The organism is Lysinibacillus sp. F12, assembly GCF_057773605.1.
On record NZ_JBYMLP010000003.1, the window covers coordinates 596,313 to 622,092 of the forward strand.

The following is a 25,780-nucleotide window of genomic DNA, read 5'->3' on the forward strand; positions in this document are numbered from 1 at the left end:
AAAATACTATGACATTAAAACAATTAGCAAGAGAAGATTTAAAAAATCGTATTTTCCATTGGCCTGATATTCAAGAGTTTAGAGAAGAAGAAGCGACAAAACATATTTTTTATGAAACACCTAATACTGTTGGAGCTATATGGTGTATGCGTCCAGGACAAACTTTGCCACTTCACTCACACGAGAAAGCGGATGATATATGGGTTGTTATTGAAGGGACAGCTGATTATTATCCAGAATGTGGTGAAATGGTTCAAATTAAAGCTGGTGATGTTGTCGTTTCACGTGCAGGAGAAAAGCACGGAATGACTAATAATTCTAGTAGAGATTTCGTCATGTTAGGGTTCGCAGGTCCCACACCAATAGGCTTTATTGCGCATAAACATCATTAAATTAACGATCACGTCTGTTGATTAACTAGTTTTCATAGTAAAAAGATTCCTCCTTGATGATCCATTATCTACAAGGTGGAATCTTTTCTGCGATCACAAAGGATTGTCACATGAGAAAAATTCCATTTTTCAAAATAGGATTTGAGCAAAGATGTTTGCACGAGGATGGCGATCAGTCCGATTACCTATAGGGTAGTCGGGCTTATTTTTGTTTATTCGAGCCGAGAAAAGTTTGTAGATACAAAAGCACTGAGTAGGAATCGGTAAATAAGAATGCCATAAGTCATGCATTTATAAACAATTCAAACATTGGCTTTTGTCTAAAATGTGCAATGCTGGTTCTGTTTTTGTTAAAAGTGAACAATGTTATTTACGTACTCATCACCTAAAATTAAATTAAGCACTACATAAGTAAAAAAAAAGAAAAATGGGAGTGTCATATTATGGGACAAACAGTTAAGAATGACCCGAATTATTACAAAAAAATCATTTTTACTCTGTGTTTAGGTTGGGTAGCTATTTGGATTTATCGTACAATACTTACACCAATATATCCACAAATTCAAGAATCGCTTGGTAATATTAGCGATACTCAAGTAGGACTTATTGCTTCTATTTATTTCTTTGCCTATACGGGTATGCAAATTCCATCAGGAATACTCGTTGATAAATTTGGACAAAAACGAGTATTGATCCCTGCGTTTATCATATTTGCATTAGCAGCATTCGTCATTGGATCAAGCACGACAATCACTCAAGTTTATGTAGGCGCCTTAATGGCAGGTCTTTCGACTGGCTCATACTATGGTGCGGCCTTCTCTTTATCCGCTAAATATATGCCAAAAGATAAGAAAAGCTTTTCTAATGCGATCATCAACAGTGGTTCGGCATTAGGGATGGTTATTGGTCTAGTAGGCTCATCTGTATTAGTAGGTGGCCTTGAAATCCAATGGAATTACATGCTTTATATGATAGCAGTCTTAATTGTAGCTGTAACATTTGTGTTTATCTTATTTGTTAAACAAGACAAAAAAGCTACAAACGAAACATCCGAAGATAAAATAACAGCACAAGCCACAGTATCTCAAGGCGTAGAATTATTCTCGATAAAAAAATTAGTTATTTACTTCGTCTATTTTGCAACATGTTATGGTTATTACATGATAGTGACATGGTTACCATCATTCCTTGTCGGAGAAAAAGGATTTGAACAAGGTTCAGTAGGATATGTAGCTGCTTTAGTTGCAGTCACAGCAGTACCTGGTGCATTGATATTTTCTAAGTATATTGATAAAAATGCACATATGCGTCAGAAATTAATAATCTTCTTGTTAATTGGGGCAGCCGTAACTATTAGTTTAACCGTATTTGCACCTAACCCTTCTGTCCTCTATGCAGCATTAATTTTATACGGTTTATTAGGTAAACTTGCCATTGATCCAGTTTTAATCACATATGTAACGGATTCAGTACCTTCCAACAGCATGGCCAAAGCACTAGGTATCTTTAACTTCTTTGGAATGACTTCATCAGTTATTGCGCCAACTCTTACAGGTTATATTGGTGATATCACTGGTTCAAAAGTATTAGCATTCTATATTGCAGCAATACTTCTTGCAGCAGCAGCGATTTTATTCTTCCTGGTCGTGATGTTGAAAGAGAAGAAAGCAACCCATCCCCTAACTAATGAATAAAGTAAAGCTACCTATTAGCGGAGATTTAATACATCTCCCGCTGATAGGTAGTTTTGTTATTGCTGCCCAAAAGCGACGATGCTCGTGGAACCGTTGTGAAAGCAGCTTCATTTAAATGTGGATTCAATCGAATAAGCGTGTCGGTTTATTGATAATAGCTTGAGTAGGAGCTGCTACATTGAATGGTAAAATAGGTAAAAAGAATCCCGCTAAAAAGCATTCATAACAGCTTTTTAGCGGGATTTTTAAGTTTAAAAATTTACTTTCTCTGAGGCAAATAATGCTAATCGTAGATCCAATGAAATATCAGGCGATTCGATAGACTGACCTAAAATCTCTTCACATTTTTTAATACGATATTTTACTGTATTTCGATGAATAAATATATCTTCAGAGGTCTTTGTCAGATCACAATGATTCGCCAAATAGATTTTCAATGTATGCTTTAGTTCTTTTTCTTTTGTCGATTTTGGATAGGCTAATGAACCTAGTGTGTACGTGATAAACGGTTTTAATTTATTGGCTGGAATGAGTTGTAACAATTCTTCTACACTTTTAGATTTATAGAGTTCAATAAATTCCACTTTACTACTTTCAGACTTATGATCAAAAGCTTCATTCGCTTCAAAATAAGAGAGTGGTAACTGTGAGAATTCAGTCACTTCATTACCAATACCGAATGACAGTGTACTATTAAAAAGTTTATGATACTCTTTTTGGATATATTTGCAGTAATCTAAATAATATTGATGTTTAGTTTGTAATAGGATCGTAAATCGATGATTACCTGGAGACCTATAAACACTGATAGAAGGATCAATGTCAGTAAATTTATGTGTTAGCCACTCAAAAGTCATTTGATAACGTTCATTCAAATAGATATTATTTTCCACATCCCTTTCTTGATCAATCGCACAAACGATCACTTGATAGAAATTGGATGGGTGAATATGGTGCTTTTTTAAAAACTCAGGGTGCTGTTTGACTGAAATAAGATTATCAGGATGCTCAGACATCAATGTTTCGAAAAATCGGTTGACATCTTGTTGTTCCGCTTCTTTGATTTTACTGTTTTTATAAATGGCGAGACTGAGTGTATTGACGGCTTGTTCTATGGCAAGCAAACTAAATGGATAGGTGAGCGTATTAACATTTGAAACCATCAAATAATACGGGAAATATTTAAATGCTGGAACTTCAAATATAATATGCTCCTCTTGGAAAGATGCTTTATTATTAGGTGAAATTTGCTTGGAATTAACACATCTTTTGAAGTAACTAAGATTTTTTTGAATTTGCTCTGATTGTTCTTGGAAGTGATGGCTCATCGTTTTAATTTGATGAAAAGGATTTAAGAGCATCACAGGGACTCTAAGAAGTCTGCTCATACGTTCAATCATCATTTCCAAGCTCAAACCTCTCATCAGCATGGTATTTAATTCTTGTTGGATATCTAATGCAAAATATAACTTTTCAGTTTCTTCATCCAAGATATAGGATGATATATGATGTGTAATGGATCCGAGATTCCAACTATCAGGGATTCTAATAATGGGGAATTTTAACTTGTTTGCAAATTCTATTACTTCATCATCAATTTTTTCTAAAAAACGCGATAATTTAACGCCTATGCCAGCAACTTGTATATCATTTAATTCTAGAATGAGATCCTTTAATCCGGATTGGTCGTGTTGATAACACATACCCGTAGTGACGATAAATGAATGAGGTGCTGTGAAATTTTTAATATCTGGTGTTTCCGTAATATCGACCATTTCTACTTCTCTATCTAAATCTCCCTCATCATTTAATAATGTTAAATCAGAAAATTGTTGGACAGACATGATTTCTTTTAATGTTGTCATAAGGATCATCTCCTTTATATTTGTTAGAAAAAGACCAAAATAATAAGAAATATATTTGTAAAACGCTACAAGGATAACCTATCACTCTGATTGTATACTATTTTTGAAGGTTAATATACGTATAATTCTTTATTTCGAAATAGTAAAGGAGGAATCTTACAATCGTACTTGTAATGACTTTTGCCAATCTTTCTGACTTCTCTGGGCTTAGCACTTCTCTAGGACCCGACCTGCCAAAACGGATGAATTCTTCCCATTTGTTAGTCCAGTATTAGGATGGATGGGTGTCTTTCTAACGGAATCGGTTGTAAATAATCATGCACTATTCGAAAGCTTACAGGCAGTTACTGGGAAGCAGATTGGCATCTCGCGTTTATGCTAATAGCAGCTAACACTGCTGGGGGAAGCAAAGCAAAAGTGATTTCTCCACAATCTATCCCGATTGCAGCAGCAGCCGTTCATCAAACCGGGGATGAGTCAAAAACCTTTCAATAGCCAATACGATATAACTGGCTTGCTCCTATTTGTAAGGTTCATGATTTATCCTTTAATCATTTTAATAGGGACTATACCACATAGATTTACTATGTGGTTTTTGTTTTTTAGTAAGGATAGAATGGATGATTTACTCCACTCATACCCCGTCTTAAAGCCTTTCCATAATCAATAGCAAAAAGCGTTCTTTTTTACTCCGACAGCTACTTGCTCCTTATCCATATCTATTTGTCTAAAGTGCATAAAAAGACTATCCATTATTGTTCATTGTGTCAATGAATGGTTATGGGGGAGGACCTATAATAAAAGTGTAGAAGGAAGGAGTGAAAGAGGTATGGATATTCAATCAACTTTTGAAATGTTAGATAAGAAATTTACAGGTTTTGGTGGCTTAGAACAAGGTGGAATTACACGCCTTTTATATTCTCAAGAATGGAATGATGCAGTTCGTGAACTGGAAAAAACATTCAAAGAAGAAGGATTAGAAGCAAGCTTTGACGATATCGGGAACTTAACTGGGCGTCTGGTTGGCAGTAAATATCCGGAAGAAACCATTTTAACAGGATCACATATCGACACAGTAGTTGAAGGGGGTCATCTAGATGGCCAATTCGGTATCTTAGCTGCACTAGTGGCTGTGAAATATTTAAAAGCTAAACACGGCCAACCACTACGCTCATTAGAAGTATTATCTCTTGCAGAAGAAGAAGGCAGTCGATTCCCTTACACATTCTGGGGTAGCAAAAACTTCTTTAACTTAGCTAAAAAATCGGATGTTGACACAATTGCAGATGCTGAGGGCATTAAGTTCGAAGACGCGATGCGTAAATCAGGCTTTGATTATCGTAAAACTACTGACGTTCGTAATGACATCAAAGCATTTGTTGAAATTCATATTGAACAAGGCAAAGTGCTAGAGACAGAAAACAAAACAATCGGTGTTGTTAATGGCATCGTTGGTCAAAAACGCTTCACGATCAATTTAAAAGGTGAAGCAAACCACGCTGGTACTACGCCAATGTCATTACGTCGCGATACAGTTGTTGCCTATAGTGAAATTGTCTCAAATTTAACAAAACGTGCTAGAGAAATTGGGGAACCACTTGTATTAACGTTTGGTCATATCACACTTGTACCAAACACAGTAAATGTAGTTCCTGGTGAAATTACGTTCTCAGTAGACTGTCGTCATATTGATCAGCAAATATTAAATGATTTTGCAGTAGAAATCGAAGACAAAATTAAATTAGTCGCTGAAGCAAATAGCATGACTTATGACATTAATTTATGGATGGATGAAGCACCAACATTGATGGACAAAAAAATTGTTCAAATCATTGAGCAAGCAGCAAAGAACAATGTAGGGAATCAATATAAAGTGATGCCATCTGGTGCAGGACATGACTCACAAATCTTTGCACAATATGTTCCAACGGCAATGTTATTTGTACCTTCTATTGGTGGAATTAGTCACAACATTAGTGAAGAAACGAAGATAGAAGACCTTGTTAAAGGTATTGAAGTATTAAGTGATGTACTTTATGAACTAGCATACAAAGAATAAAAATAATGAAAAAGGAGCCAGATACTTATGGGTTACTTAAATCAAGTTCAAGGATACAGAGAAGGTTTATTAGAAACACGTTCTGTCATTAAAAAAGACAATTATGCGGTAATCACACCAGATGGCCTAGTTAATAATGTTGTACCTGGCTTCAAAGATTGTGACGTCACAATTTTAGGGTCCCCGCGTTTAGGTGCAAGATTTGTAGATTACTTAGTAACAGTAAAAAACCAAGGTGGAAACAAAGCGGGCTTCGCTGGTGATGGTATTCAATCTTTTGTATACGTTGTTTATGGCAAAATCAATGCTTTTGCAGATGGTAAAAAATACGAATTAACTGAAGGTGGGTATTTATATGTGCCTCCACACTTACAGTTAACTTTTGAAAATAATAATAACGGTGAAGATAGCCGTTTATTCTTATACAAAAAACGTTATCAACCTCTTAAAGGACAACCTCTTAAAGGGTTTACGCCAGAAGTCGTTACAGGTAATGTGCACGACATCGAACAAGAGGCATATGAAGGTATGAAAGAAGTATTAATTCAAGACTTATTACCAAAAGAAATTGGCTATGATATGAACATTCATATTCTTTCATTCAAACCAGGTGCTTCACATGGTTACATTGAAACACACGTTCAAGAACACGGCGCTTATGTTTTAAGCGGGCGAGGCATGTACAACTTAGACAATGAATGGATGCCGGTTGATAAAGGTGATTATATCTTTATGGGCGCTTATGTACCACAAGCAACCTATGCAATTGGTTTAGATGAACCATTCTCATACATTTATTCTAAAGATGCAAATAGAGATATTGATTTATAAAAAGGGAGTCTATTATCTCCGATAGTGAACCAAAGATAAATTAGGCATCTTAGTTACAAAAAAATTTCTAAAATAAAATTCTGATTATTCAGAATGTGAAACAAAATATTAATTAAATGAGGAGTAAACAAGATGCGTGTATCTAAAGAAGAACTATTTAATTTAATGAAGCAAAAGTTTATAAAAGCTGGATTAAATGAAGGAGCGGCACATGATGTTGCAGACGTATTAACATACGCTGATCATAGAGGTATTCATTCACATGGTGCTGTACGTGTTGAATACTATTCTGAACGAATTGCAAAAGGCGGGATTACAAACAATCCCAACTACACATTTGAACAAACAGGACCAGCATCTGCGATCTTTAATGGGGATAATGGTCCAGGTCACCAAATAGCAAAACAAGCGATGGAAAAAGCGATTGAAATGGCTAAAAAATCAGGTGTTGCCGTTGTTGGTATGAAAAATATCTCACATAGTGGTGCTTTAGGTTACTTTGTTGAAATGGCAGCAGAACAAGATATGGTTGCTCTAAGTATGTGTCAATCAGATCCAATGGTCGTACCGTTTGGCGGAACTGAACCTTATTTTGGGACAAACCCGATTGCTTATAGTGCACCATCTGCTGATGACCGCATCATTACATTTGATATGGCGACTACTGTCCAAGCATGGGGCAAAATCTTAGATGCAAGAAGTAAAAATGCATCGATTCCAGACACATGGGCTGTGGATGCTACTGGTGCACCTACAACGAATGCAAGAGATGTTCATGCACTCCTACCAATTGCAGGTCCAAAAGGATACGGCTTGATGATGATGGTAGATATTTTATCAGGTAGTCTTCTAGGAGTCCCACATGGTATCCATGTATCTTCTATGTATCAAGACTTAACTAAAGGACGCGATTTAGGTCAAATTCATATCGTCATTAACCCTGCCTATTTCACAGATCTGGATGCTTTCAAGCTACAAATTACAACTATGCTCAATGAATTAAAAGCACAGCCTGCGGCAGAGGGCTATGGAGAAATTTATTATCCAGGTGAACGCGGTATATTAAGAAGTAAGGAATATGATAAGGAAGGTATTGAAATCGTAGACGACATTTACAACTATCTTGTGTCAGACGACGTTCATTACGATCGTTATCATGGAAAAAATAGATTTGCAGAATAATAAAATTGGAGGTTCATCATGTTATACACAATTATAAAAGAAAACACTTATAAAGACTCCATCGTGTTAATGCTTTTATCCAACAAGTTGTCTGCAATTGATGGTGTAAACAAAGTATCGATCATGATGGGAACACCAGCGAATAAGGACATTTTTAAATCTTCTGGCTTAGGCACGGATGAATTAGAAAAAGCAAAGCCAAATGATATCGTCATCGTTGTAGATACAGAGCAGGAAGAAAAAGTAGACGAAGTGAAAGAAGAAGTAGAAATCGCTTTAAAAGGTGATTCAGATTCACAAAATACGTCTAAAGGTCAAGAAGCTCATAACTGGAAACGTGCAATGGAGCTTGCGAACAATCCAAATTTAGCGTTAATTTCAATTCCTGGTCAATATGCCGCAATGGAAGCGGAAAACGCATTGAACGAAGGTTTACATGTGTTCATGTTTAGTGACAATGTTTCGAAAGAAGACGAAGTGAAACTAAAACAAAAAGCGCATGAAAAAGGGTTATTAGTGATGGGTCCAGACTGTGGCACTGCCCTTATTCACGGTGTCCCCATTGCTTTTACAAATAACGTCAACGAAGGCGATATCGGTATTGTTGGGGCATCAGGTACAGGGATTCAAGAAGTCACTACAATTATTGACCGTTATGGTAAAGGTGTTACAAATGCTCTTGGAACAGGTGGACGTGATTTATCGACGGAGGTTGGTGCTATCACGATGTTAGATAGCATCAAAGCGTTAAATCAAGATCCAAAAGTAAAAGTCATTACAGTGATCTCCAAACCACCTGCAGAGGAAGTACAACGCAAAGTATTAAACTTATTAAGAAATATTGATAAACCAGTGGTTACGCTATTTTTAGGTGACAAACCTTCCTATCAAGAAGAGAACATCTATCATGCTTATACACTTGAAGAAGCAGCAGTTGTAGCTGTCCAATTATCAAATGGTGATAAACCGAATTTTGAACCGACAACAGCTGATGTTAACGTTGTATTAAAAGAATCACAAGTTGGTATTAAAGGTTATTATTCAGGTGGTACATTAGCATCTGAAGCGGCTATGCTAGTGAGAGATGCTTTTAAAGATACAATGACTGAAGAGAAAAGCGAAAGCTATGTTTTAAAAACAAACACTCATGAAATCATTGATTTAGGTGATGATGTTTATACAAAAGGTAAACCACATCCGATGATTGACCCTGAAAAACGTATCGAAATGCTTGAAAAATCTATGAATGACCCTGAAACTGCAGTCATTATGATTGATAACGTAATCGGTAACGGTGGTCATGAAGATATGGCTAGTGAGCTAGCACCAACCATCAAACGTATTTTGGATAATGCACGTCAAGAAGGTCGTCAGCTTGCAGTGCTTGCAACGGTTGTAGGTACAGCACAGGATATTCAAGGTTACGATAAACAAATTGCCATTTTAAAAGAGAGTGGTGCAATTATTTGTAAAACCAATGATCAAATGGTCCGCACAGCTATCCAACTTGTAGGTGGTAAAGTGGAACAACCAATTACTGATGTACAAAAATTTGACTATACAGAAGAAAGCTTAGTAGTGGATGAGAAAATCATGTCCTTCATCAATATGAAACCTAGCGTTATCAATATTGGGCTAAAAAGCTTTACGGAAGCTGTTCAAAACAGTGGCTCAGAGTGTGTTCAATTTAACTGGCGCCCAATTGCTGGTGGCGATGAGAAGTTAATGAAAGTACTTCAATTCTTAAACTATTATGAAGGAGGCACAATCTAATGGGATACAAAACAATAAATGAAGCGAACGAAGCCGTTATCCAAAAGATCATAGCAGCAGCACCATTTTTAACGGATGTTGTACCTGCTAAATCTGTGATTCCTGAATTAGAAGAGTACGTGTTATTACATGCTGGACCTCCAATTAAATATGAAAACATGACAGACCCAATGCAAGGTTCCTGTGTTGGCGCAATCCTTTTTGAAGGATGGGCAGAAGACGAAAAGAATGCACGTGAATTACTTGAAAACGATAAAATCAAATTCATTCCATGTCATCATGTGAATGCGGTTGGACCAATGGGTGGTATTACTTCACCTAACATGCCAGTCCTTGTTGTTATTAACAAGGAGAGTGGTAACGAAGCGTATTGTCAAATGAACGAAGGGATTGGCGCAGTATTACGTTTCGGCGCTTATAATGAGCAAGTCATCAATCGTTTACACTGGATGAAAGATGTATTAGGTCCCGTATTAAGTAAAGCCTTAAAAAGAATTGATGGAGGCTTGAACGTCAACGTATTGATTGCTAAAGCTATTGCTATGGGAGATGAGTTCCACCAGCGAAATATTGCAGCTTCACTTGCATTTTTAAAAGAACTATCTCCAGTAATTGCTTCATTAGATGACGTTGAAAAAGATCAACGTACAGAAGTAATCCAATTCTTAGCTGACACAGACCAATTTTTCTTAAATATTGCTATGGCGACTGGAAAAGCGATGATGGATGCAGCACGGACAATCGAACACGGTACAGTTGTTACCGCAATGTGCCGAAACGGTGAAAACTTTGGTATTCGTATTGCCGGTATGGGAGACGAATGGTTTACTGGTCCTGTTAATACCCCGCAAGGATTATATTTCACTGGTTACTCAGCAGAAGATGCCAACACAGATATCGGTGATTCAGCGATTACAGAAACAATTGGTGTCGGAGGTATGGCGATGATTGCAGCACCTGCCGTAACACGCTTTGTTGGTTCGGGTGGATTTAATGATGCGCTTGAAACAAGTAATCAAATGACTGAAATCTGTATTAGCGAAAATCCAAACTTTGTCATCCCAACTTGGGACTTTAAAGGCGCATGCTTAGGTATTGATGCACGGAAAGTTGTTGAAACAGGGATCACACCAGTTATCAACACTGGTATTGCCCATAAAATTGCGGGGTACGGACAAATTGGTGCCGGTACAGTACATCCGCCAATCGAATGTTTTGAGAAAGCTATCACAGCATATGCTGAAAAGCTAGGATTTAAAGGATGATTTTACAAGCAAGTGCGGTTGGTTCAATCGCACTTCAATTATTGAATGAAGGAAAAACCTTTACCGTGCACAGTATGTTTGAAAAAGGTTTAAATATGGTTGATCAAGATGGAGAATTGATATTTGTTGGTACCGATGAAAATGGGACATTTCCGTTCGGGATCTTGCTTGATCCTCAAACGAGACAAACAGTAAAAACCAATATTAAGGTAGGCGATACATTAATATTTCGGAATAATCGTCTTTTTCATAACCGCTTCGAAATGGTGTTTAATATAAAAATACTACCGTTATATATGGATTTTGAACATGCAAATATAAATAAATTGAAAGAAAATTTTAAATACATTTCATTTACATCCTATGAATCATCAGATTTTGAACGAGCACGTGTATTATCCTTAATTAATCAATTACAAGATCCAACCCAAAATCTTGACGAGACATTCCGTTACTTTATTGGGCGTGGACAAGGTTTAACACCAACTGGTGATGATATACTAGTCGGCATATTGTACGGACATTTTATTAAAAATTTTATCGAACCTAAACATCTAGAAACACTAAAAGCTCTAATCAAGGAACCTTTAACAACCATTGTCAGTAAGCGTTTCTTAACCTGTGCTATAGACGGTGTATTTAGTTCGAAGATTACAGCATTGCAACATGATCCATCTTTAGAAAGCATGAACAGGCTTATAAAAGTAGGATCATCATCTGGAATGGATACGTTATATGGCATTTACTTGTCATTAACTAAGGAGTGAAAGAAATGGGGAAAAGTGTAGTTATTGCTTTAGGTGGTAATGCTATTTTACAGCCGAAACAAGAAGCAACTTATGATAATCAATTCAAAAATGTAGTGTCGGCAACAGGCCATATGGTAGAAATTCGAGAAGCGGGTCATAACATCGTCATTACACATGGTAATGGTCCGCAAGTGGGGAATATCATTGCCCAAAATGAAGCTGCGAAAAATGTAGTCGAACCACTACCAATTCATGTCTGCAACGCAGAATCACAAGGTTTCATTGGTTATATGATGGAAACAGCTTTAAAAAACCATATGAAAGAACGTGGCATAGCTACAAATGTAGTGACATTGCTAACGATGGTTGAAGTCGACAAGGATGATCAAGCTTTTAAAAATCCGACTAAACCAATCGGTGTATTTTTTTCAGAAGAAGAAGCGCATCGTTTAGAAGAACAAGGCTTTACTATGGCAGAAGATGCTGGGCGAGGATATAGACGAGTTGTCCCTTCACCAGAACCAAAAGTGATTCATGGTATCGATGAAATTAAACGTTTACTTGATGAAACGATTGTTATTTCATCTGGTGGTGGCGGTATACCTGTATATCGTGAAGACAGTGGTCAATTACATGGTATTGAAGCAGTTATTGACAAAGACCGTTCAGGATTAAAGCTAGCACAACAAGTGAATGCAGAAGTTTTCATGATGCTAACAGATGTACCAAATGTCTATATTAATTTCGGTAAAGAAAATGAGCAAAAGCTAAGCCACATTACTGTGGCAGAAGCTGAACAGTATGTTAAAGAAGGACAATTCCCGGCGGGTAGTATGTTACCAAAAATGCAAGCAGCTATAGAATTTGCAAAATTAGGGAAAGAGTCAATCATTTGTTCAATCGATCAAGCAGTAGCTGCATTAGATGGAAAAGCAGGTACACGTATTACAAAATAAGTTTAAAGGATGGTTCAAGAACCATCATCCATTAAGTTTGCAACGTCATGAAGTGAGGAATCACGGACTATAGACGTTGCAAACTTTTTTTCATTTGTGGAATTAGTGTGAAAAAGGAGTTTGAGACATTAACTGTTTAGAAAGAGGCTTAAGTAGTACAGGTACATTTTATGTCCATTACTCTAATATCTTTGCTGCCATTGAAGTGGAGGACCTGTCTTACTAAATTTTTATTAATTATTGGTTTAGTTGGTAGCCAGGAGCCATTTTTCCCCTTTCGTACTCGTCAATAACAGGAGGAAGGTAAATTCCGGAGTATCATCACATACTATTAGGTGGTGCTGGAAAACGAGAAGGCGAAACCAGTAGTTGATTTTGTTGAGGAAAAGATGAGGAAATTATGGCTGTTATATAGATTTTAGAATAAGACTTTAAGAGATATAGTAAATCAGTAATTTTTCGCACATTCCTTTATAAAACGAAATGGTTTTAACACTTAATCCTCAAAGTTAAACTTTGAGGTCTTATTTATATACCGAAAAAAATTAACTTTTCTTAAGCTATAGTTATTTTATTATTGATGAGATGGACTAGGAGTAACAACTTTCACAGAACATCTATTGTACTGTTGATTTTTGATTAAACAAAATGATTGAATCTTTTCTCCAATTTACCCCTGAATATTCTTACTTTTGTTTGGGTAATATATTTTTGAACATTAAACGTGATTATATAACTTTCAATTCTTTTTTGATTTAAAAGTAGGAGTGACGGACAAGTCAGTTTGTTTTACTTGGTGGAGGTCTTAGAAATAAAATGGCCATTTGAAAATTTTAAAAAAGTTTTGGTAAGTAAAAATCTCGAAGCGCCAGGTGCAATTTAAATTTCAGGAGGAAAAAATGATGACAAAAGATTTCTACACTACACTTAAAGAAAGACGTTCTTACTACGGAATTAGTAAAGAGGTAAAAATATCGGATGAAAGAATTAAAGAAATTGTAGAATTTGCTGTGAAATATACTCCGTCAGCATTTAATTCCCAAACAGCTCGTATTGTTGTATTATCTGGTGACGCACATAATAAATTATGGGACATCACTACTGAAACATTAAGAAAAGTAGTAGGCGATCAAGATTTTTCAGGAACTCAACAAAAAATGGATTCCTTTAAGGCAGGTTATGGCACAGTATTATTCTTTGAAGATCAGGCTGTAGTTAAATCGCTTCAGGAGCAATTTGCACCCTATGCTGAGAACTTTCCAATTTGGTCAAATCAAGCATCAGGTATGCATCAATTGGTCGTATGGGCAGGTTTGGAAGCAGAAGGATTAGGAGCTTCTTTACAACATTATAATCCACTAATTGATGATGAAGTGAAAAAAGAATGGAATATACCTGAAAATTGGAAACTTATTGCACAAATGCCCTTCGGTAACCCAACGGTAACACCAGGTGAAAAAGATTTCCGACCGCTTGAAGAGCGAATGAAATTTATCAAATAATTAATTACAATATACCCCAAATGTTTCAAACCCGTACCGTCATTCATGGTAAGGGCTATGTTGTGAAAACGAGTATGGTAAAATTACAGCATCTACAATCAAATATATAAACGAATGGGAGAGCCTGTTCAGGGTTCTCCTTTTTAAGAATCTGGTGTTAAAAAAGAGCGAAAGTCCCCCTGTAGGTATCTGTTGGAAAGGGGAGCTTTAAAGTTCTTAATCCTTGATATAGCCGGCGGGATACTTTGCGGAAATGAAACGATATGTATACATCAACTAATCAGGTTCCATTTTTTATTTTCTCCATATAATTAATTGGAGAAGGAGAGGATGTTAAAATGTTGGAGAGTGAAAGATTAGTTTAGTTAATTATACAGAAGATGATATTAGTGTTTCAGAGAGCTTGCTAAATAATCCTATATGGTAAGGCACATAGTAAATGGAGAAGTTCGTGATAAAGAACAAATTCATAAATTAGCATCAAAGTACGGTCCTCCACAGATAAGTTTGTGGAGGACCGCCTTTTTATTATAAACAAAGTCAGCATTTATAGTCGGTTACATGTGATTCATTTAACCGTCTTGAAATAAAAACTAAACGAAGTAATTTAGCGTACTACGCTTGACGCAATGATTTCATTATTAAGCTTACAATGAACACTAGTATAATGGCTCCAATGAGAGCAGGGAAGATGTAGAAATCAGAAATTTTAGGACCCCAACTTCCTAGAAGCATCCCACCAATCCAAGCACCGATAATCCCTGCAATAATATTACCAATAATGCCACCTGGAATATCTTTTCCTAAAATTATTCCTGCAAGCCAACCGATAATCCCGCCAATTATTAAAAACCAAATAAAACTCATACTATCCATCTCCTATTTTGTATTTTAAGTATTTCGCTACAGTGTTATATAACCCTTATGAACACCTTTCAAACTATAAGGAGAAAAAAATTAAAATTGGTCTTATGTTTAAAGAAGAACTTATGTTCAACAATCGGGCGCAATTGTTGAACAACATAGATATTGCTTAATAAGACTCTCTTTTGGTGAACTTATTTTCAGAAGAGAGTCTTTTCATTTATCATGGAATATGGATTTATGAGATTTTCTAATCAAACTTTCTCCTAAAGCCACAAATTATTCTGGTGGATATTAATACGTTTTTAGGAGAGTGTGATATTTTTTACCTCAGGCCCATAAGATATTTCATTGGTCATTCGTTCCTTCTCTAGTGACGAGGGGGTACAACCAGTTTCTGCAAGTGTAATTGCTACGGAACACCTGAATGCAGAAATTCCAAGAGAGTTAACAGAAGTGAAATCTATCCACTTTAGGTGTTGTTTTGCATTTTACATATAAAAAAGCTATCCAAGGGGGATAGCTTTTTTATATGTAATTCCGAGAAGTCTAAAGCTTCCTCCTTTAATCTTAATCATACTGGTAATTGCCTCGTAATCAGAAAAATTTTCAAGCTTTATAGAAATGCCTAACAGTGAGACAGGTAGTTGGTTCCTTGAATTATTTGTGGTAAGAGATGTACGAATCCAATCGCCTCTGCAGATGTATACTCTATTCCTGCCACACGCTCATAGGGTCCCATGGCTTAATTCGATTGCCATATTTCTCGGATAAAAAAGCTTTCATGTCTTCCAGTTTTGTAGGAACCTCGTTCCAATTTGGAAGAGATGGCAACCCGCGTTTGCTTTTTAAAAGAATATCTACCGTAACATATAAACGTTCTGGCTGAATCCAATGAAGGAAGCGAGAAATATCGATTTCCTTAGTTAGGGACAAGGAATCAATCTCGTCATTGTAATGCTTGTTGAACTCGCTTATCACGTTCAAGAGGTAGTCTCTCTGTTCCTTCACGAAATCCAGGCCGCATATGGCGCCATGCCCTGGAACAACGATTTCAGGTTGAATGTCATCAATAATGCGATCAAGTACTTTAATCCAGTTGAGGGTTCCTTCTTCACTGTATGCCGTACAACCGTTAAACACGACATCGCCGGCGAACAGCACTTTTTCTTTTGGCATCCACAACAGCAAGTCACTGTCAGAGTGGGCCGGAGCTACATTGTAAATCATAACTTCAGTATCGCCAAGCCGTATGTTAATATCGTCCTTTAACTCTATATTCGGGTGCACCCATTCTACGCCCTCCAGGTCGAATCCTTCAAATTCCGCTGCAAAAAACTGCTCTCCCTGAGTCGATTCTGGAGAATGTTTCCCTCTTTTGATGACGCTATCCATCCAAGCTATATTTTCAGAAAGACGCTCCCTGGCCGCTTCCTTGTGCATAATAATGCAAGCTTCTTCAAACACTTTGTTCCCCCAAGTATGGTCGCTGTTATAGTGCGAGTTCACCACGTAGGCGGGAGAGCCGCCATTGCTTACTTCCTTAAAAGCCTCTCGCATTTCTTGCGCATGGAACAGATCAAAGAACGTGTCATACACCAGACCTTCGCCTTTGTTGATAAACCCAGCATTGGCCCAACTGATACCACGATACGGCGAAATACCGGCAAAGACGCCATCTGCGACTTCAAAAAATTTAACCCGAGGTTTTTGTATAATACTTTTATACTGCATAACAATTCCCCTTTACATATATGTTTATTGAGGTTAGTCACCCTATATCTTTATTATAGAGAATGGAAAACAAAAAGCAAGCGAGCACTTGCGTGCATTCATTCTATTATGTAATATGATAATAACTGAACAACACCACACTACATGGATGGAGGCGCTATAAACATGAAACTGGTAACCTTTCAAATCGAAACTTCGAAAGGAGATTTTTTGGGCTTGTCATTAATGAGAAATTTGTCGTGTCTTTTGCCGCAATCATGAAAAAGCAAGGGACATTCAATACGCTGTTAGACAGCCGCATCAATTCAATGAAAATGAAATCTGTCCAATTAAAGGGGTAAAACTGCTGCCGCCGATTCCGAACCCGGCTGCACTTATTGATTTCGGGATGACGCCAAGACATCTGAGAAATGCTGGCGTAAATCTGCTGAAAAGAGAACACACATGAGCGAAAAGAGAGGAGTTTAAATAAACGTTTACGAAGATGATGAACCCCGACCCTATTGTCTATATATAACTTGTTGTATAATGGGTTTAACATATGCAAAAGGAGTAATACAATGCATACTTCAGACAGAATCATTGAGGCCGCGACACGGCTCATAAAAAAGAATGGCTATCGGGGAGTAAGCACTAAAGCCATCGCAGCGGAAGCTACAGTCAATGAATCTACAATTTTCCGGCACTTTGGAAGCAAGCAAGGCATACTGGAAGCCATCATTGAAAGGCATTCGGATATCCCACAATTTGAGAAGCTGTTAATGGAGGAAGCGACCGATAATCCGGAAGTTGATCTGCTGAATGTAAGCCAGCAGTACCGCTTGTTTTTCCATAAAAATAAGGATATTATTTTGATTGGCATCCGCGAAAAAGGCATATTTCCTGAATTAGACAGAGTGCTGGCAGAACCACCAGTGAAGCTGCACTCTTTGCTCGTTGAATATTTTGAACGACTGCAGAAGAAAAAAATCATAGCCAGTCATGATGCGCGTCTTGCCGCCATGTCTTTTCTCTCGACGTGCTACGGCTTTCAGATGAGCGAGCTGATTCACCAGCAATATCAGTCTCACTTCGTCACCGAGGAAGAGTTCTACAAGTACATTGTCTCATCGTTCGTTAAAGCAATATTGTCTTAGTCATAAAAAGGCTGTAGCCGTTTATACGAAATCTTATGGGTATGCTTCACTTGATGAAATAAAAGAAGGTATATTCCAAAGTGTAATTAATAAAATTCAATAGATATCAAATTTTAATTATCTAGTGTATTAAAGAATTTTCTGAAGTCGAAATAAAATTACATTATAAAAACATGAGACAAATAATAACATCTTTGGTTGAAATACAGGGTAATGCATCTTATCAATTCAACGTCTATAGGTAGTTGCATTGTAGAAATAAGTTAATGTATTAAGGAACAATAAAGTCATAAAAATTATTAAAGAAAGCTGCTGTCTGTATTTTACAGTCGGCAGCTTTTTCAAAATCTGTTTTTTGAAGAAATTAAGGCGACAGTCACCAATAATAAATCTATTAAATAAAACTCCACAACAAGCTTCCCCCAAAAAAATGAAATTATTAGCAGTAAAATCAATTAAAGTATAGCTTTTTTAATCAATTTTTTTATTAAACTAACAAAAATACTTGCAATACGCATTGTAGTACTGTACAGTACTAATTATGACAAAGGTAAAATTAATGAATCAAAAACGTGTGATTGAAGTCGCTGCAACATTATTTTTAGAAAAAGGGTTTGCTTATACTAGCATGGATGAATTAGTTCGTGTAAGCAAAGTTTCAAAGTCTAATGTGTATTATCACTTTTCTAATAAGGAAGAATTGTTGGAAGGGGTCGTGGATTATTGGATTGAAATGTATCAATCTGCAATTGATGACTTACTATCTCAAAACCAATTATTAGTTGAAGATCGTATCCAACTGTTTTTAAAGCAATTATCACAAGGAGTTCAGACGAGGGAATATAAGGGGAGCTGTCCGTTTATTACGCTCTATATTCAAAGTCCAACAAATGCCACTAAAGTAAAAGAGAAAATAGGTCTTTTTTTTCAAGGATTACAAACGAAAGTTTCTCTATTACTTAAACAAGGGGTAGAGAATGGTGAATTTAGAAAGACAATTAATATTGACGAGGTTGCATCTCTTTTTATTACAAATCTTGAAGGAGCGCTATTTATTTCAGAAACACTGGAGGATGCAACTGTAATTATGAAAACAGCAGATCATTTTTTTAACTTGCTTCGATAAAAGAAGCATTTTTTTTACACCAAATTAGTACTGATTAGTACTACAAGGAGGATTTTTATGAAAACAGTATTTTTAACGGGTGGAACAGGTTTTATAGGAAAGCAATTAGTGAAGGAATTAGCCAAAGAGCATGTTAAAATTCTTCTATTAGTGAGATCGAAAAGTAAAGCAACACGCATTTATCAAGAAAGAGGCATCTTAAAAGAGGCAGTTATGCACTTTATTGAAGGTGATTTGACAAAAATAGACTTAGGTCTAAGTGCTGAAGATAAGGAGTTGGTATTGAAAACGGATGTAATTATTCACGCAGGAGGCCCCATGGATATTCAATCGACAAGCAAAGAGGCATCTTCCGTCTTTTTAAATGGCGCCAAACATATTAGTGAATTCGCTAAAAGTATTCATCAATTGAAGGGCTTGCAGCAATTTATTCATGTTGTAGGCTATATGAGTCCCTTTGATGATAAAAATAGCAAGATTGCAATTGATGTGTTTAAAGAAGGAAACAATTATTTAAAAATAAAAAATCCATATGAGAAAACAAAATTTTTAGCAGATCTTTATATCCGTCAGCAGGCCTCAGCAGTAGGTTACCCGCTGTCTGTCATTAATCCGCCAACTGTGGTCGGTAGTAGTAAAACAGGGAGTACAGAGCAGATAGCAGGATTAGGTTTGCTTGTGACAAGTATGCGAAGAGGGCTCATGCCAGTGATTCCTGGTGGTAAGGGATATAGGTTGCCACTGATTTCAAACGATGAGTTTGCGAAGTTTATTGTGCAGGTTTTCAAATTGGAGCAGCCGGCTATTCAAACATATACACTTGTTGAAGACAAAGAGAACGATCCGAACATTGCTGAATTATTAAGTGTTATGTCGGAAAGTATGAATATGAGGGCACCAAAAATCTCTGTTCCCATGCCGCTTATGAAAACAATAATGAATAGTGGCGTAAGCAAAATAACCCAAATTCCTGCTGATGGGCTGAACTTTATTACAAATCGAACATTTTCAAATGGTTCAGCGAAAAAGATTATGGGAGAAGATTGGTTTAAGGAGACAAATGTAATGAAATTTTTCCCAGCCGTAGTAGCTGATCTGGATTATCGATTGATGTATCAAAATGGTGAGCATCATCATTTATTTGAGCGAACATTATGTGACAACAATACCCTTTACCAATTACAAGGAGAGGGTAAACCATTTATTTTATTACATGGTTTATTAAGTGATGGAGAGGATTTATTTCCTTTAGGGAAAGAGCTTCATGAAAAAACGGGTCGACCTGTATGGATTATGGACCTTCCAGGTTTGGGACGTTCTCCTTTTAAACGAGAGAAAAATCTTTTAAATATCTATTTGAATGTATTGAGAAAGTTATTGGAGAAAGCTACTAGTGGTGCCCATCTAATTGGCCATTCGTTTGGTGCGTATATTCTGCTGAAAGCATTAGAACAAAAGTACATAGATAAGAAGTATACAATTACTTTACTTCAGCCACCTGTTGCTAAAAAAAATGCTAAATCGATAAATGTTCCTCAATTTATGAACAAATGGACATTGAAATTGGCAACTACTAATTTGATAGAGCGTTATTTATTAAGTAATGGTTTATTTGAAAGTACGGAGAGCATCCCTGAACATTATATTGAGAAACTAAGTAACAGTTTTACTTCTCCTAGAATTTTAAATACTACGGTTCAGCTTAATAGTTTACTATTGAAAAACGTTCAAGGTGATTTCAATGAAGTAACAAAGGTTAATCTTCACATTATTTGGGGGGATTATGACAGAGGCTATTCGGCTCCTTCACATCTTGGTAAGATTGATTTTGTTCCATATGGTCATCATTTTCCTCTTAACCATCCAAGTGAAACGGCTAATCTGATAATAAAATAGGAATACTAGTAGATGAACGAGTGGGATTAATGAAATAAAGTCGTCCTGTTGAAAACTAATGTTTAGTATCCTTTACAGGTAGAAGTGAAAATTGCTGATAGAATACAGTCGAAAAAGTATACACCTAACCAGTTGTCGGAATTTATTTGACGACTGGTTATTTAGTATTGTTCTGCAGAAGAATTGTACTTTTTCTTTTTGGGGGATTTTATAGTGTATGAAATCTGTCATTTATCAGTGTATATTTTGGAAAAATCTGATAAAATAATGTTCATGAGAAGGAGGCGGTATATTATGAAAATCGCGAACAAATTTAACGGGGTGCATCTTTTTTAAGGGATGAGCGTATAAATCATCTTTAAACACTGAAGGGAAATTAGTGATTATTAGAGACTATGAGTTAATGATAAGACTGGTTGGGTAAGATGCCGAACACTTGCGTTTTTACGATAATTGGTACTAATCAATAGATTAATTAATGGAAAAATATTCAATAGAAAAAATTTAATACATATAGGAGGGTCGCTCATGGATAAAAATGAATTAATATCACTATTCCACAAAGAACTTCGACAAGAGGCTCACGTACAAGGTTACATAAGAGAGGAAACAGAGCATGTCGTGCGCCACATTTCACAGTTTGGTGAAAAAGGGTTCATTATCTCATCTAATGTAACCGAAGGCAATGTAAGAGAAATTATTAAGAACGAGTTAAACTATTTTAGTAACTTTGAGCAGGATTTTGAGTGGAAAGTGTATAGCTACGACAAGCCTGATAGTTTAAAAGATATTCTTAAACAAGAAGGATTCACAATAGAGGATCCTGAAGCACTAATGGTCCTGAAGTTAGATAATCAGCATCCCTTGCTTATTCATGACCAACACATCGACATTAAGGAAATAACGGATGAACAAGGTATTCAAGACATTATTGTTCTAGAAGATACCATCTGGAATGCATCGCACGCTGAGCTGGGAGAAAGACTTTGGAGAGATAAACAGAATAATCCTGACTCCCTATACCTTTATGGAATTTATGAAGATGGTCTGCTTATAAGTGCTGCTTGGATGTACTTAGAGAAAAACTCCTCCTTTGCTAGCTTATGGGGAGGTTCAACGCTACCGTTGTCCCGAGGAAAAGGTTATTATACAGCACTTTTAGCTACTCGAGCAAAAAAGGCTTATGAAAATGGGCATCCTTTCCTTACTGTTGACGCCAGTCCAATGAGTAGACCTATCCTAGAAAAGTGCGGTTTTCTATGTCTTGCATACTCTTATGGCTGCCAATCACCTTCTACTAAGTAGTAGAGCCAAATAGAAGCCCATGTTTTATTCCGTTAAAGGGCGCTATTATTGAACAACATAGCTGGAAAATAATCAAACTTTTTTATAAAAATCTTATACTTATATAAAAGGAGTAACTCCATTTTGAACAAACTTTATTCAAAATGGAGTTTTTGAAGTTGCTATTAGATAAGGATTGAGGGATATTTTTAATCAATCTTTATTCCAAAACTACAGTAATATCGATAAAAGGATAAACAAATCCTAATTCCGATGGATTGTTTAACGGAGTTGAAAAAAGAAATTTTCAAATATTGTCACGATAAAGACGGGCGCAGAACTTACACGCTTATAAATTATGCTACGTTCGTGGAGCTCGCTGGAGAAATCAAATAGATAGCTAATCAACAGCTTGTTGATATAAAAAGAAATCACTAAAATGGTTTCTTTTTTCTATAGCGAGATAATCCTTATGCTTCTTCACTAAACATGAAGATAAAAAACCAAATGGCTTTCATAATCCTGATTATTGACATTTATCCAAATAAATTATTGCGTTTTTTTCATTGTTTCGCCCTTTCATAACATCTATAATAACCCTGTAAATGATAATCATTTTCAATTAAGGGTAAATCGGAAAGGGGTAACAAATATGAAGCAGTATATAGAAAAACGAATTATGCTATGGGGGAGTTTCCTCCTGTTGCTAGTGGTATTAGTGGCATGTAGTTCTAGTAGCAACACATCTGATGCGAAGGAAAAGGAAAACGAGAAAACAGCTCAATCTGATGTGCAAGCAGAGAAAAGTGAGACAACTGTTCCATATACAACGATTACAGGTGAACAGATTGAAATACCTGCAGATCCAAAACGAGTTGTTTATATTGGTCAGACAGTTGGTGATTTCTTGGCGATGGATATTCCGGTTGTTGGTAATAATCTTCCCAAAGATTCTCCAAGTTACTATGAAGGCAAACTTGAAGGAATCATTGATATTGGAAACCCTGCTGACTTAGAGACGATTCTGACTTTAAAACCTGATCTTATTATTAATGGCTATTACAAGGCGGATCCAAATCTTAACGAAAAATTGTCAAAAATTGCTACTACGATTCCCTTTAACCCTGCTCTTCCTTATACAGAACGAGTAAAAGAGATGGGGAATATCCTAGGTAAGCAGGAAGAAGTAGCTCAATTGCTTGCTACGTATGAAACAAAATCTAATGAAATGTTTGATAAGTTTCATTTAACAAAAAGAGAGACCGCAACAGTTTTCTATCAGCTAGGTAAGACGCTTTATGTTATGGGGGATCGTAGCCTAGGTGCTATTATTTATGGAAAAAATGGCTTTGCCGTCCCATCAGCAGTACAAAAAAATATTATTGATGTAGAAGGGGTATCTTTCCTTGAGGTTTCCGAAGAGGTGCTTCCTGAGTTTGCTGGTGATCATTTGTTTGTAATTGTACAAGAGGATAGTGAAAGTGAAGCAGAAGCTGATCGGCTGCTACAAAGCCCGATATGGGGAACTTTGCCTGCGGTCAAAAAGGGAACAGTTTATGTTGTTCCTAATGAATGGAATACAGATAATTTATTAGCTTTGGAGCAATTATTCCAAAAGCTACCAGAGTGGATACGCAAACAGTAAAAATTGTATCCGTCCAATCAATTTTTAAACGGCTAGTATGCTAAATAGCACATATTCGAACAATAGTTGATAGTGGGTCATTCTATGTTACAATAACGATAATGATAATCATTTTCAATAGTTGGAGAGTTGCTTATGAATCTGGCATCCTTATATATTAGACTACAACACTTTGACCGATTTCAAGTTGATCGAATCATGTCAGCTAATAGCCATAAAGAGGGAATAAATAATTATGAAACAAATGTATGCACATTATTGATAGCTCTCAGTCATGACATACGACTGTATGTAGACAAAATGGCAATCGATCTACGACAAGGAAGCTGCGCTCTCATTTTACCTGTACAAAGCTACACGGTAGAGTCAAGTAATAAAGAGGCACAGCTTGCTCACTTTACCTTTGAAACCTTTGAAGTAGAAGGAATCACTTTGAACCGAATTGCTCATCCACCCTTGCTTTATGGTTATCCCTATCATCTGTTATTTTCTCAAGTCAAGCAGGTATTAGGAAATGAAGCAATGATAAATAATCGATTTAGTTCCATGGCCATGCTGCAAGGTAAACTTCAGCAATTACTAGCTATGATGGTTCAGTTAGATGAACAAGCTAACCAGCTACAGAACGAAGAAAAGACACAATTGGTTCAACAAACTGTACAGTACATAGAACAGCATTATGATGAGGATTTGACAGTTGAACAATTAGCTACCATGGCTGGAATGGTAAGATGGCAATATAGTCAAAAGTTTAAAATATTGACCGGTAAAAAACCGACTGACTATTTGACTCAGGTACGTATAAATCAGGCAAAAAAACTTCTAAGTAATTCCACAGAGCCATTGAGAAAAATAGCTCGACAAATTGGGTTTAAGGATGAATATTATTTTAGTCGATGCTTTCATAAATTAACTGGAAACACCCCACGTGAATATACAAACAGTCATCTTTATACTCCAGAAAGAACAGTTATTGATTCATTTGGTAGAAAGATTCATGTTCCTAAAGATGTAACACGTATTGTGACTGATGGCAAATTTACACTTGGGGAATTGCTTGTTCTAGGTATACCCCCTATAGGAGCGGCCATCTCAATAATGAAAGATAACGTGGTTTATCACAATCAATTAAGGAACATTCATAGTATCGGGCATTGGGTAGATCCGGATAAAATAGCACAGCTGCAGCCAGAGTTATTATTGCTTAGCTATTTTCATCCTGAACATGACTTGCAGAAACTAGATGCGATTGCTCCTACTATTATACTGAATAGCAAGTTTAGTCTATTTGAGCGGTTACGATATATCGCTAAACTATTTGGACGGTGTAAAGCGGCGGAGAAGTGGATTACAACATATGAGAACAAAGTAAGATTAGTACGTAGGCAATTAGCAGATGTTTATGTTGCTGGGGAGACGGCTACTGTTTATCTCAAGTTAGAAACTAAATATTATGTTATGTGTCAGACTGGATTGGCTGCCAGCTTGTATGAATCACTTGGCTTTCGTCCTACTCTCAAGGTAATGCAGCTAATCGAGCAAGGTCAAGCATGGATAGAAATTCAGCAGCATCAAATAAATCACTATGCTGGAGAGCGTAATTTTATCTTGGCTTCCCCCCAAGATTTACTAACCATTACTCACTGTCCACAAATCGCCACGTTAATCGAGCTAGCCCCTGGTAAGACTCATTTTATAGATTTTACATGGAATCATTGTGATCCCATTACACGTGAACGGTTGTTAGAGGTAATACCGTCTATTTTTAAGAAGAAAGTTATTCAATAATCAAAAAGTAAAACTCGATCCATTAGCTGGATCGAGTTA

Annotated in this window: 19 protein-coding genes and 1 pseudogene; 17 read left to right on the forward strand and 3 right to left on the reverse strand. The window is 36.5% G+C overall.

The genetic code is table 11. The features are described from left to right. Nucleotides 1–8 precede the first annotated feature (8 nt). Together AC3CH7_RS16925 and AC3CH7_RS16930 are read left to right on the forward strand one after the other, a co-directional pair. Entirely contained in the window at nucleotides 9–392 is a 384-nt protein-coding gene (locus tag AC3CH7_RS16925) for a cupin domain-containing protein (RefSeq protein WP_012294507.1), read from the forward strand. Between the two features lie 443 nt (nucleotides 393–835). Then, nucleotides 836–2,086, forward strand: a complete 1,251-nt coding sequence (locus tag AC3CH7_RS16930; RefSeq protein WP_012294508.1) for an MFS transporter — start codon at nucleotides 836–838, stop codon at nucleotides 2,084–2,086. A 251-nt stretch (nucleotides 2,087–2,337) separates the two neighbouring features. On the opposite strand, the gene AC3CH7_RS16935 is transcribed toward AC3CH7_RS16930, so the two are convergent. After that, the gene (locus AC3CH7_RS16935) at nucleotides 2,338–3,951 is read right to left on the reverse strand and encodes a PucR family transcriptional regulator (RefSeq protein ID WP_012294509.1); all 1,614 of its coding nucleotides are present in this window, start codon (nucleotides 3,949–3,951) and stop codon (nucleotides 2,338–2,340) included. A 155-nt stretch (nucleotides 3,952–4,106) separates the two neighbouring features. On the opposite strand from AC3CH7_RS16935, the pseudogene AC3CH7_RS16940 reads away from it, so the two are divergent. The 9 genes and pseudogenes from AC3CH7_RS16940 to AC3CH7_RS16980 form a co-directional block, all read left to right on the forward strand. Beyond that, a pseudogene (locus tag AC3CH7_RS16940) lies at nucleotides 4,107–4,443 on the forward strand (L-lactate permease); the annotation flags it as partial. A 337-nt stretch (nucleotides 4,444–4,780) separates the two neighbouring features. Then, a complete protein-coding gene (allC, locus tag AC3CH7_RS16945; RefSeq protein WP_012294511.1) occupies nucleotides 4,781–6,010 on the forward strand; it encodes an allantoate deiminase in 1,230 nt (409 codons plus the stop codon). 27 nt (nucleotides 6,011–6,037) lie between these two features. Beyond that, nucleotides 6,038–6,841 carry a (S)-ureidoglycine aminohydrolase gene (allE, locus tag AC3CH7_RS16950; protein ID WP_012294512.1) on the forward strand — a complete coding sequence of 268 codons (804 nt, stop codon included), beginning with the start codon at nucleotides 6,038–6,040 and terminating at the stop codon, nucleotides 6,839–6,841. Between the two features lie 132 nt (nucleotides 6,842–6,973). Next, a complete protein-coding gene (gene allD, locus AC3CH7_RS16955) occupies nucleotides 6,974–8,023 on the forward strand; it encodes an ureidoglycolate dehydrogenase (RefSeq protein ID WP_012294513.1) in 1,050 nt (349 codons plus the stop codon). A gap of 18 nt (nucleotides 8,024–8,041) precedes the next feature. Continuing rightward, nucleotides 8,042–9,796, forward strand: a complete 1,755-nt coding sequence (locus tag AC3CH7_RS16960; RefSeq protein ID WP_036216262.1) for an acyl-CoA synthetase FdrA — start codon at nucleotides 8,042–8,044, stop codon at nucleotides 9,794–9,796. Then, nucleotides 9,796–11,061, forward strand: a complete 1,266-nt coding sequence (locus AC3CH7_RS16965) for a YlbE family protein (protein ID WP_012294515.1) — start codon at nucleotides 9,796–9,798, stop codon at nucleotides 11,059–11,061. Before AC3CH7_RS16960 ends, AC3CH7_RS16965 begins: the two co-directional genes overlap by 1 nt. Beyond that, a complete protein-coding gene (locus AC3CH7_RS16970; protein ID WP_012294516.1) occupies nucleotides 11,058–11,828 on the forward strand; it encodes an oxamate carbamoyltransferase subunit AllH family protein in 771 nt (256 codons plus the stop codon). Before AC3CH7_RS16965 ends, AC3CH7_RS16970 begins: the two co-directional genes overlap by 4 nt. Before the next feature lie 5 nt (nucleotides 11,829–11,833). Continuing rightward, nucleotides 11,834–12,766 (forward strand): carbamate kinase, encoded by a 933-nt coding sequence (arcC, locus tag AC3CH7_RS16975; protein WP_036161696.1) that lies wholly within the window; start codon nucleotides 11,834–11,836, stop codon nucleotides 12,764–12,766. A 902-nt stretch (nucleotides 12,767–13,668) separates the two neighbouring features. Beyond that, a complete protein-coding gene (locus AC3CH7_RS16980) occupies nucleotides 13,669–14,268 on the forward strand; it encodes a nitroreductase family protein (RefSeq protein ID WP_036216265.1) in 600 nt (199 codons plus the stop codon). A gap of 615 nt (nucleotides 14,269–14,883) precedes the next feature. On the opposite strand, the gene AC3CH7_RS16985 is transcribed toward AC3CH7_RS16980, so the two are convergent. After that, nucleotides 14,884–15,135 (reverse strand): GlsB/YeaQ/YmgE family stress response membrane protein, encoded by a 252-nt coding sequence (locus tag AC3CH7_RS16985; protein WP_036161700.1) that lies wholly within the window; start codon nucleotides 15,133–15,135, stop codon nucleotides 14,884–14,886. 708 nt (nucleotides 15,136–15,843) lie between these two features. Beyond that, nucleotides 15,844–16,866 carry an MBL fold metallo-hydrolase gene (locus tag AC3CH7_RS16990; RefSeq protein ID WP_036168332.1) on the reverse strand — a complete coding sequence of 341 codons (1,023 nt, stop codon included), beginning with the start codon at nucleotides 16,864–16,866 and terminating at the stop codon, nucleotides 15,844–15,846. A gap of 560 nt (nucleotides 16,867–17,426) precedes the next feature. Here AC3CH7_RS16990 and AC3CH7_RS16995 point away from each other — a divergent pair. From AC3CH7_RS16995 to AC3CH7_RS17020, 6 genes are all read left to right on the forward strand, one after another. Then, the gene (locus AC3CH7_RS16995) at nucleotides 17,427–18,002 is read left to right on the forward strand and encodes a TetR/AcrR family transcriptional regulator (protein ID WP_031415937.1); all 576 of its coding nucleotides are present in this window, start codon (nucleotides 17,427–17,429) and stop codon (nucleotides 18,000–18,002) included. A 559-nt stretch (nucleotides 18,003–18,561) separates the two neighbouring features. Continuing rightward, nucleotides 18,562–19,128, forward strand: coding sequence for a TetR/AcrR family transcriptional regulator (locus tag AC3CH7_RS17000; RefSeq protein ID WP_036161706.1), 567 nt, complete (start codon nucleotides 18,562–18,564; stop codon nucleotides 19,126–19,128). A 57-nt stretch (nucleotides 19,129–19,185) separates the two neighbouring features. Continuing rightward, nucleotides 19,186–21,024, forward strand: coding sequence for an alpha/beta fold hydrolase (locus tag AC3CH7_RS17005; protein WP_099805842.1), 1,839 nt, complete (start codon nucleotides 19,186–19,188; stop codon nucleotides 21,022–21,024). 528 nt (nucleotides 21,025–21,552) lie between these two features. Continuing rightward, nucleotides 21,553–22,329: a GNAT family N-acetyltransferase gene (locus AC3CH7_RS17010; RefSeq protein ID WP_036216268.1), complete on the forward strand. Its 777-nt coding sequence runs from the start codon at nucleotides 21,553–21,555 to the stop codon at nucleotides 22,327–22,329. 631 nt (nucleotides 22,330–22,960) lie between these two features. Beyond that, nucleotides 22,961–23,953 (forward strand): ABC transporter substrate-binding protein, encoded by a 993-nt coding sequence (locus tag AC3CH7_RS17015; RefSeq protein WP_488381660.1) that lies wholly within the window; start codon nucleotides 22,961–22,963, stop codon nucleotides 23,951–23,953. Between the two features lie 135 nt (nucleotides 23,954–24,088). Beyond that, nucleotides 24,089–25,741 (forward strand): AraC family transcriptional regulator, encoded by a 1,653-nt coding sequence (locus tag AC3CH7_RS17020; RefSeq protein ID WP_488381661.1) that lies wholly within the window; start codon nucleotides 24,089–24,091, stop codon nucleotides 25,739–25,741. Nucleotides 25,742–25,780: the final 39 nt, after the last annotated feature.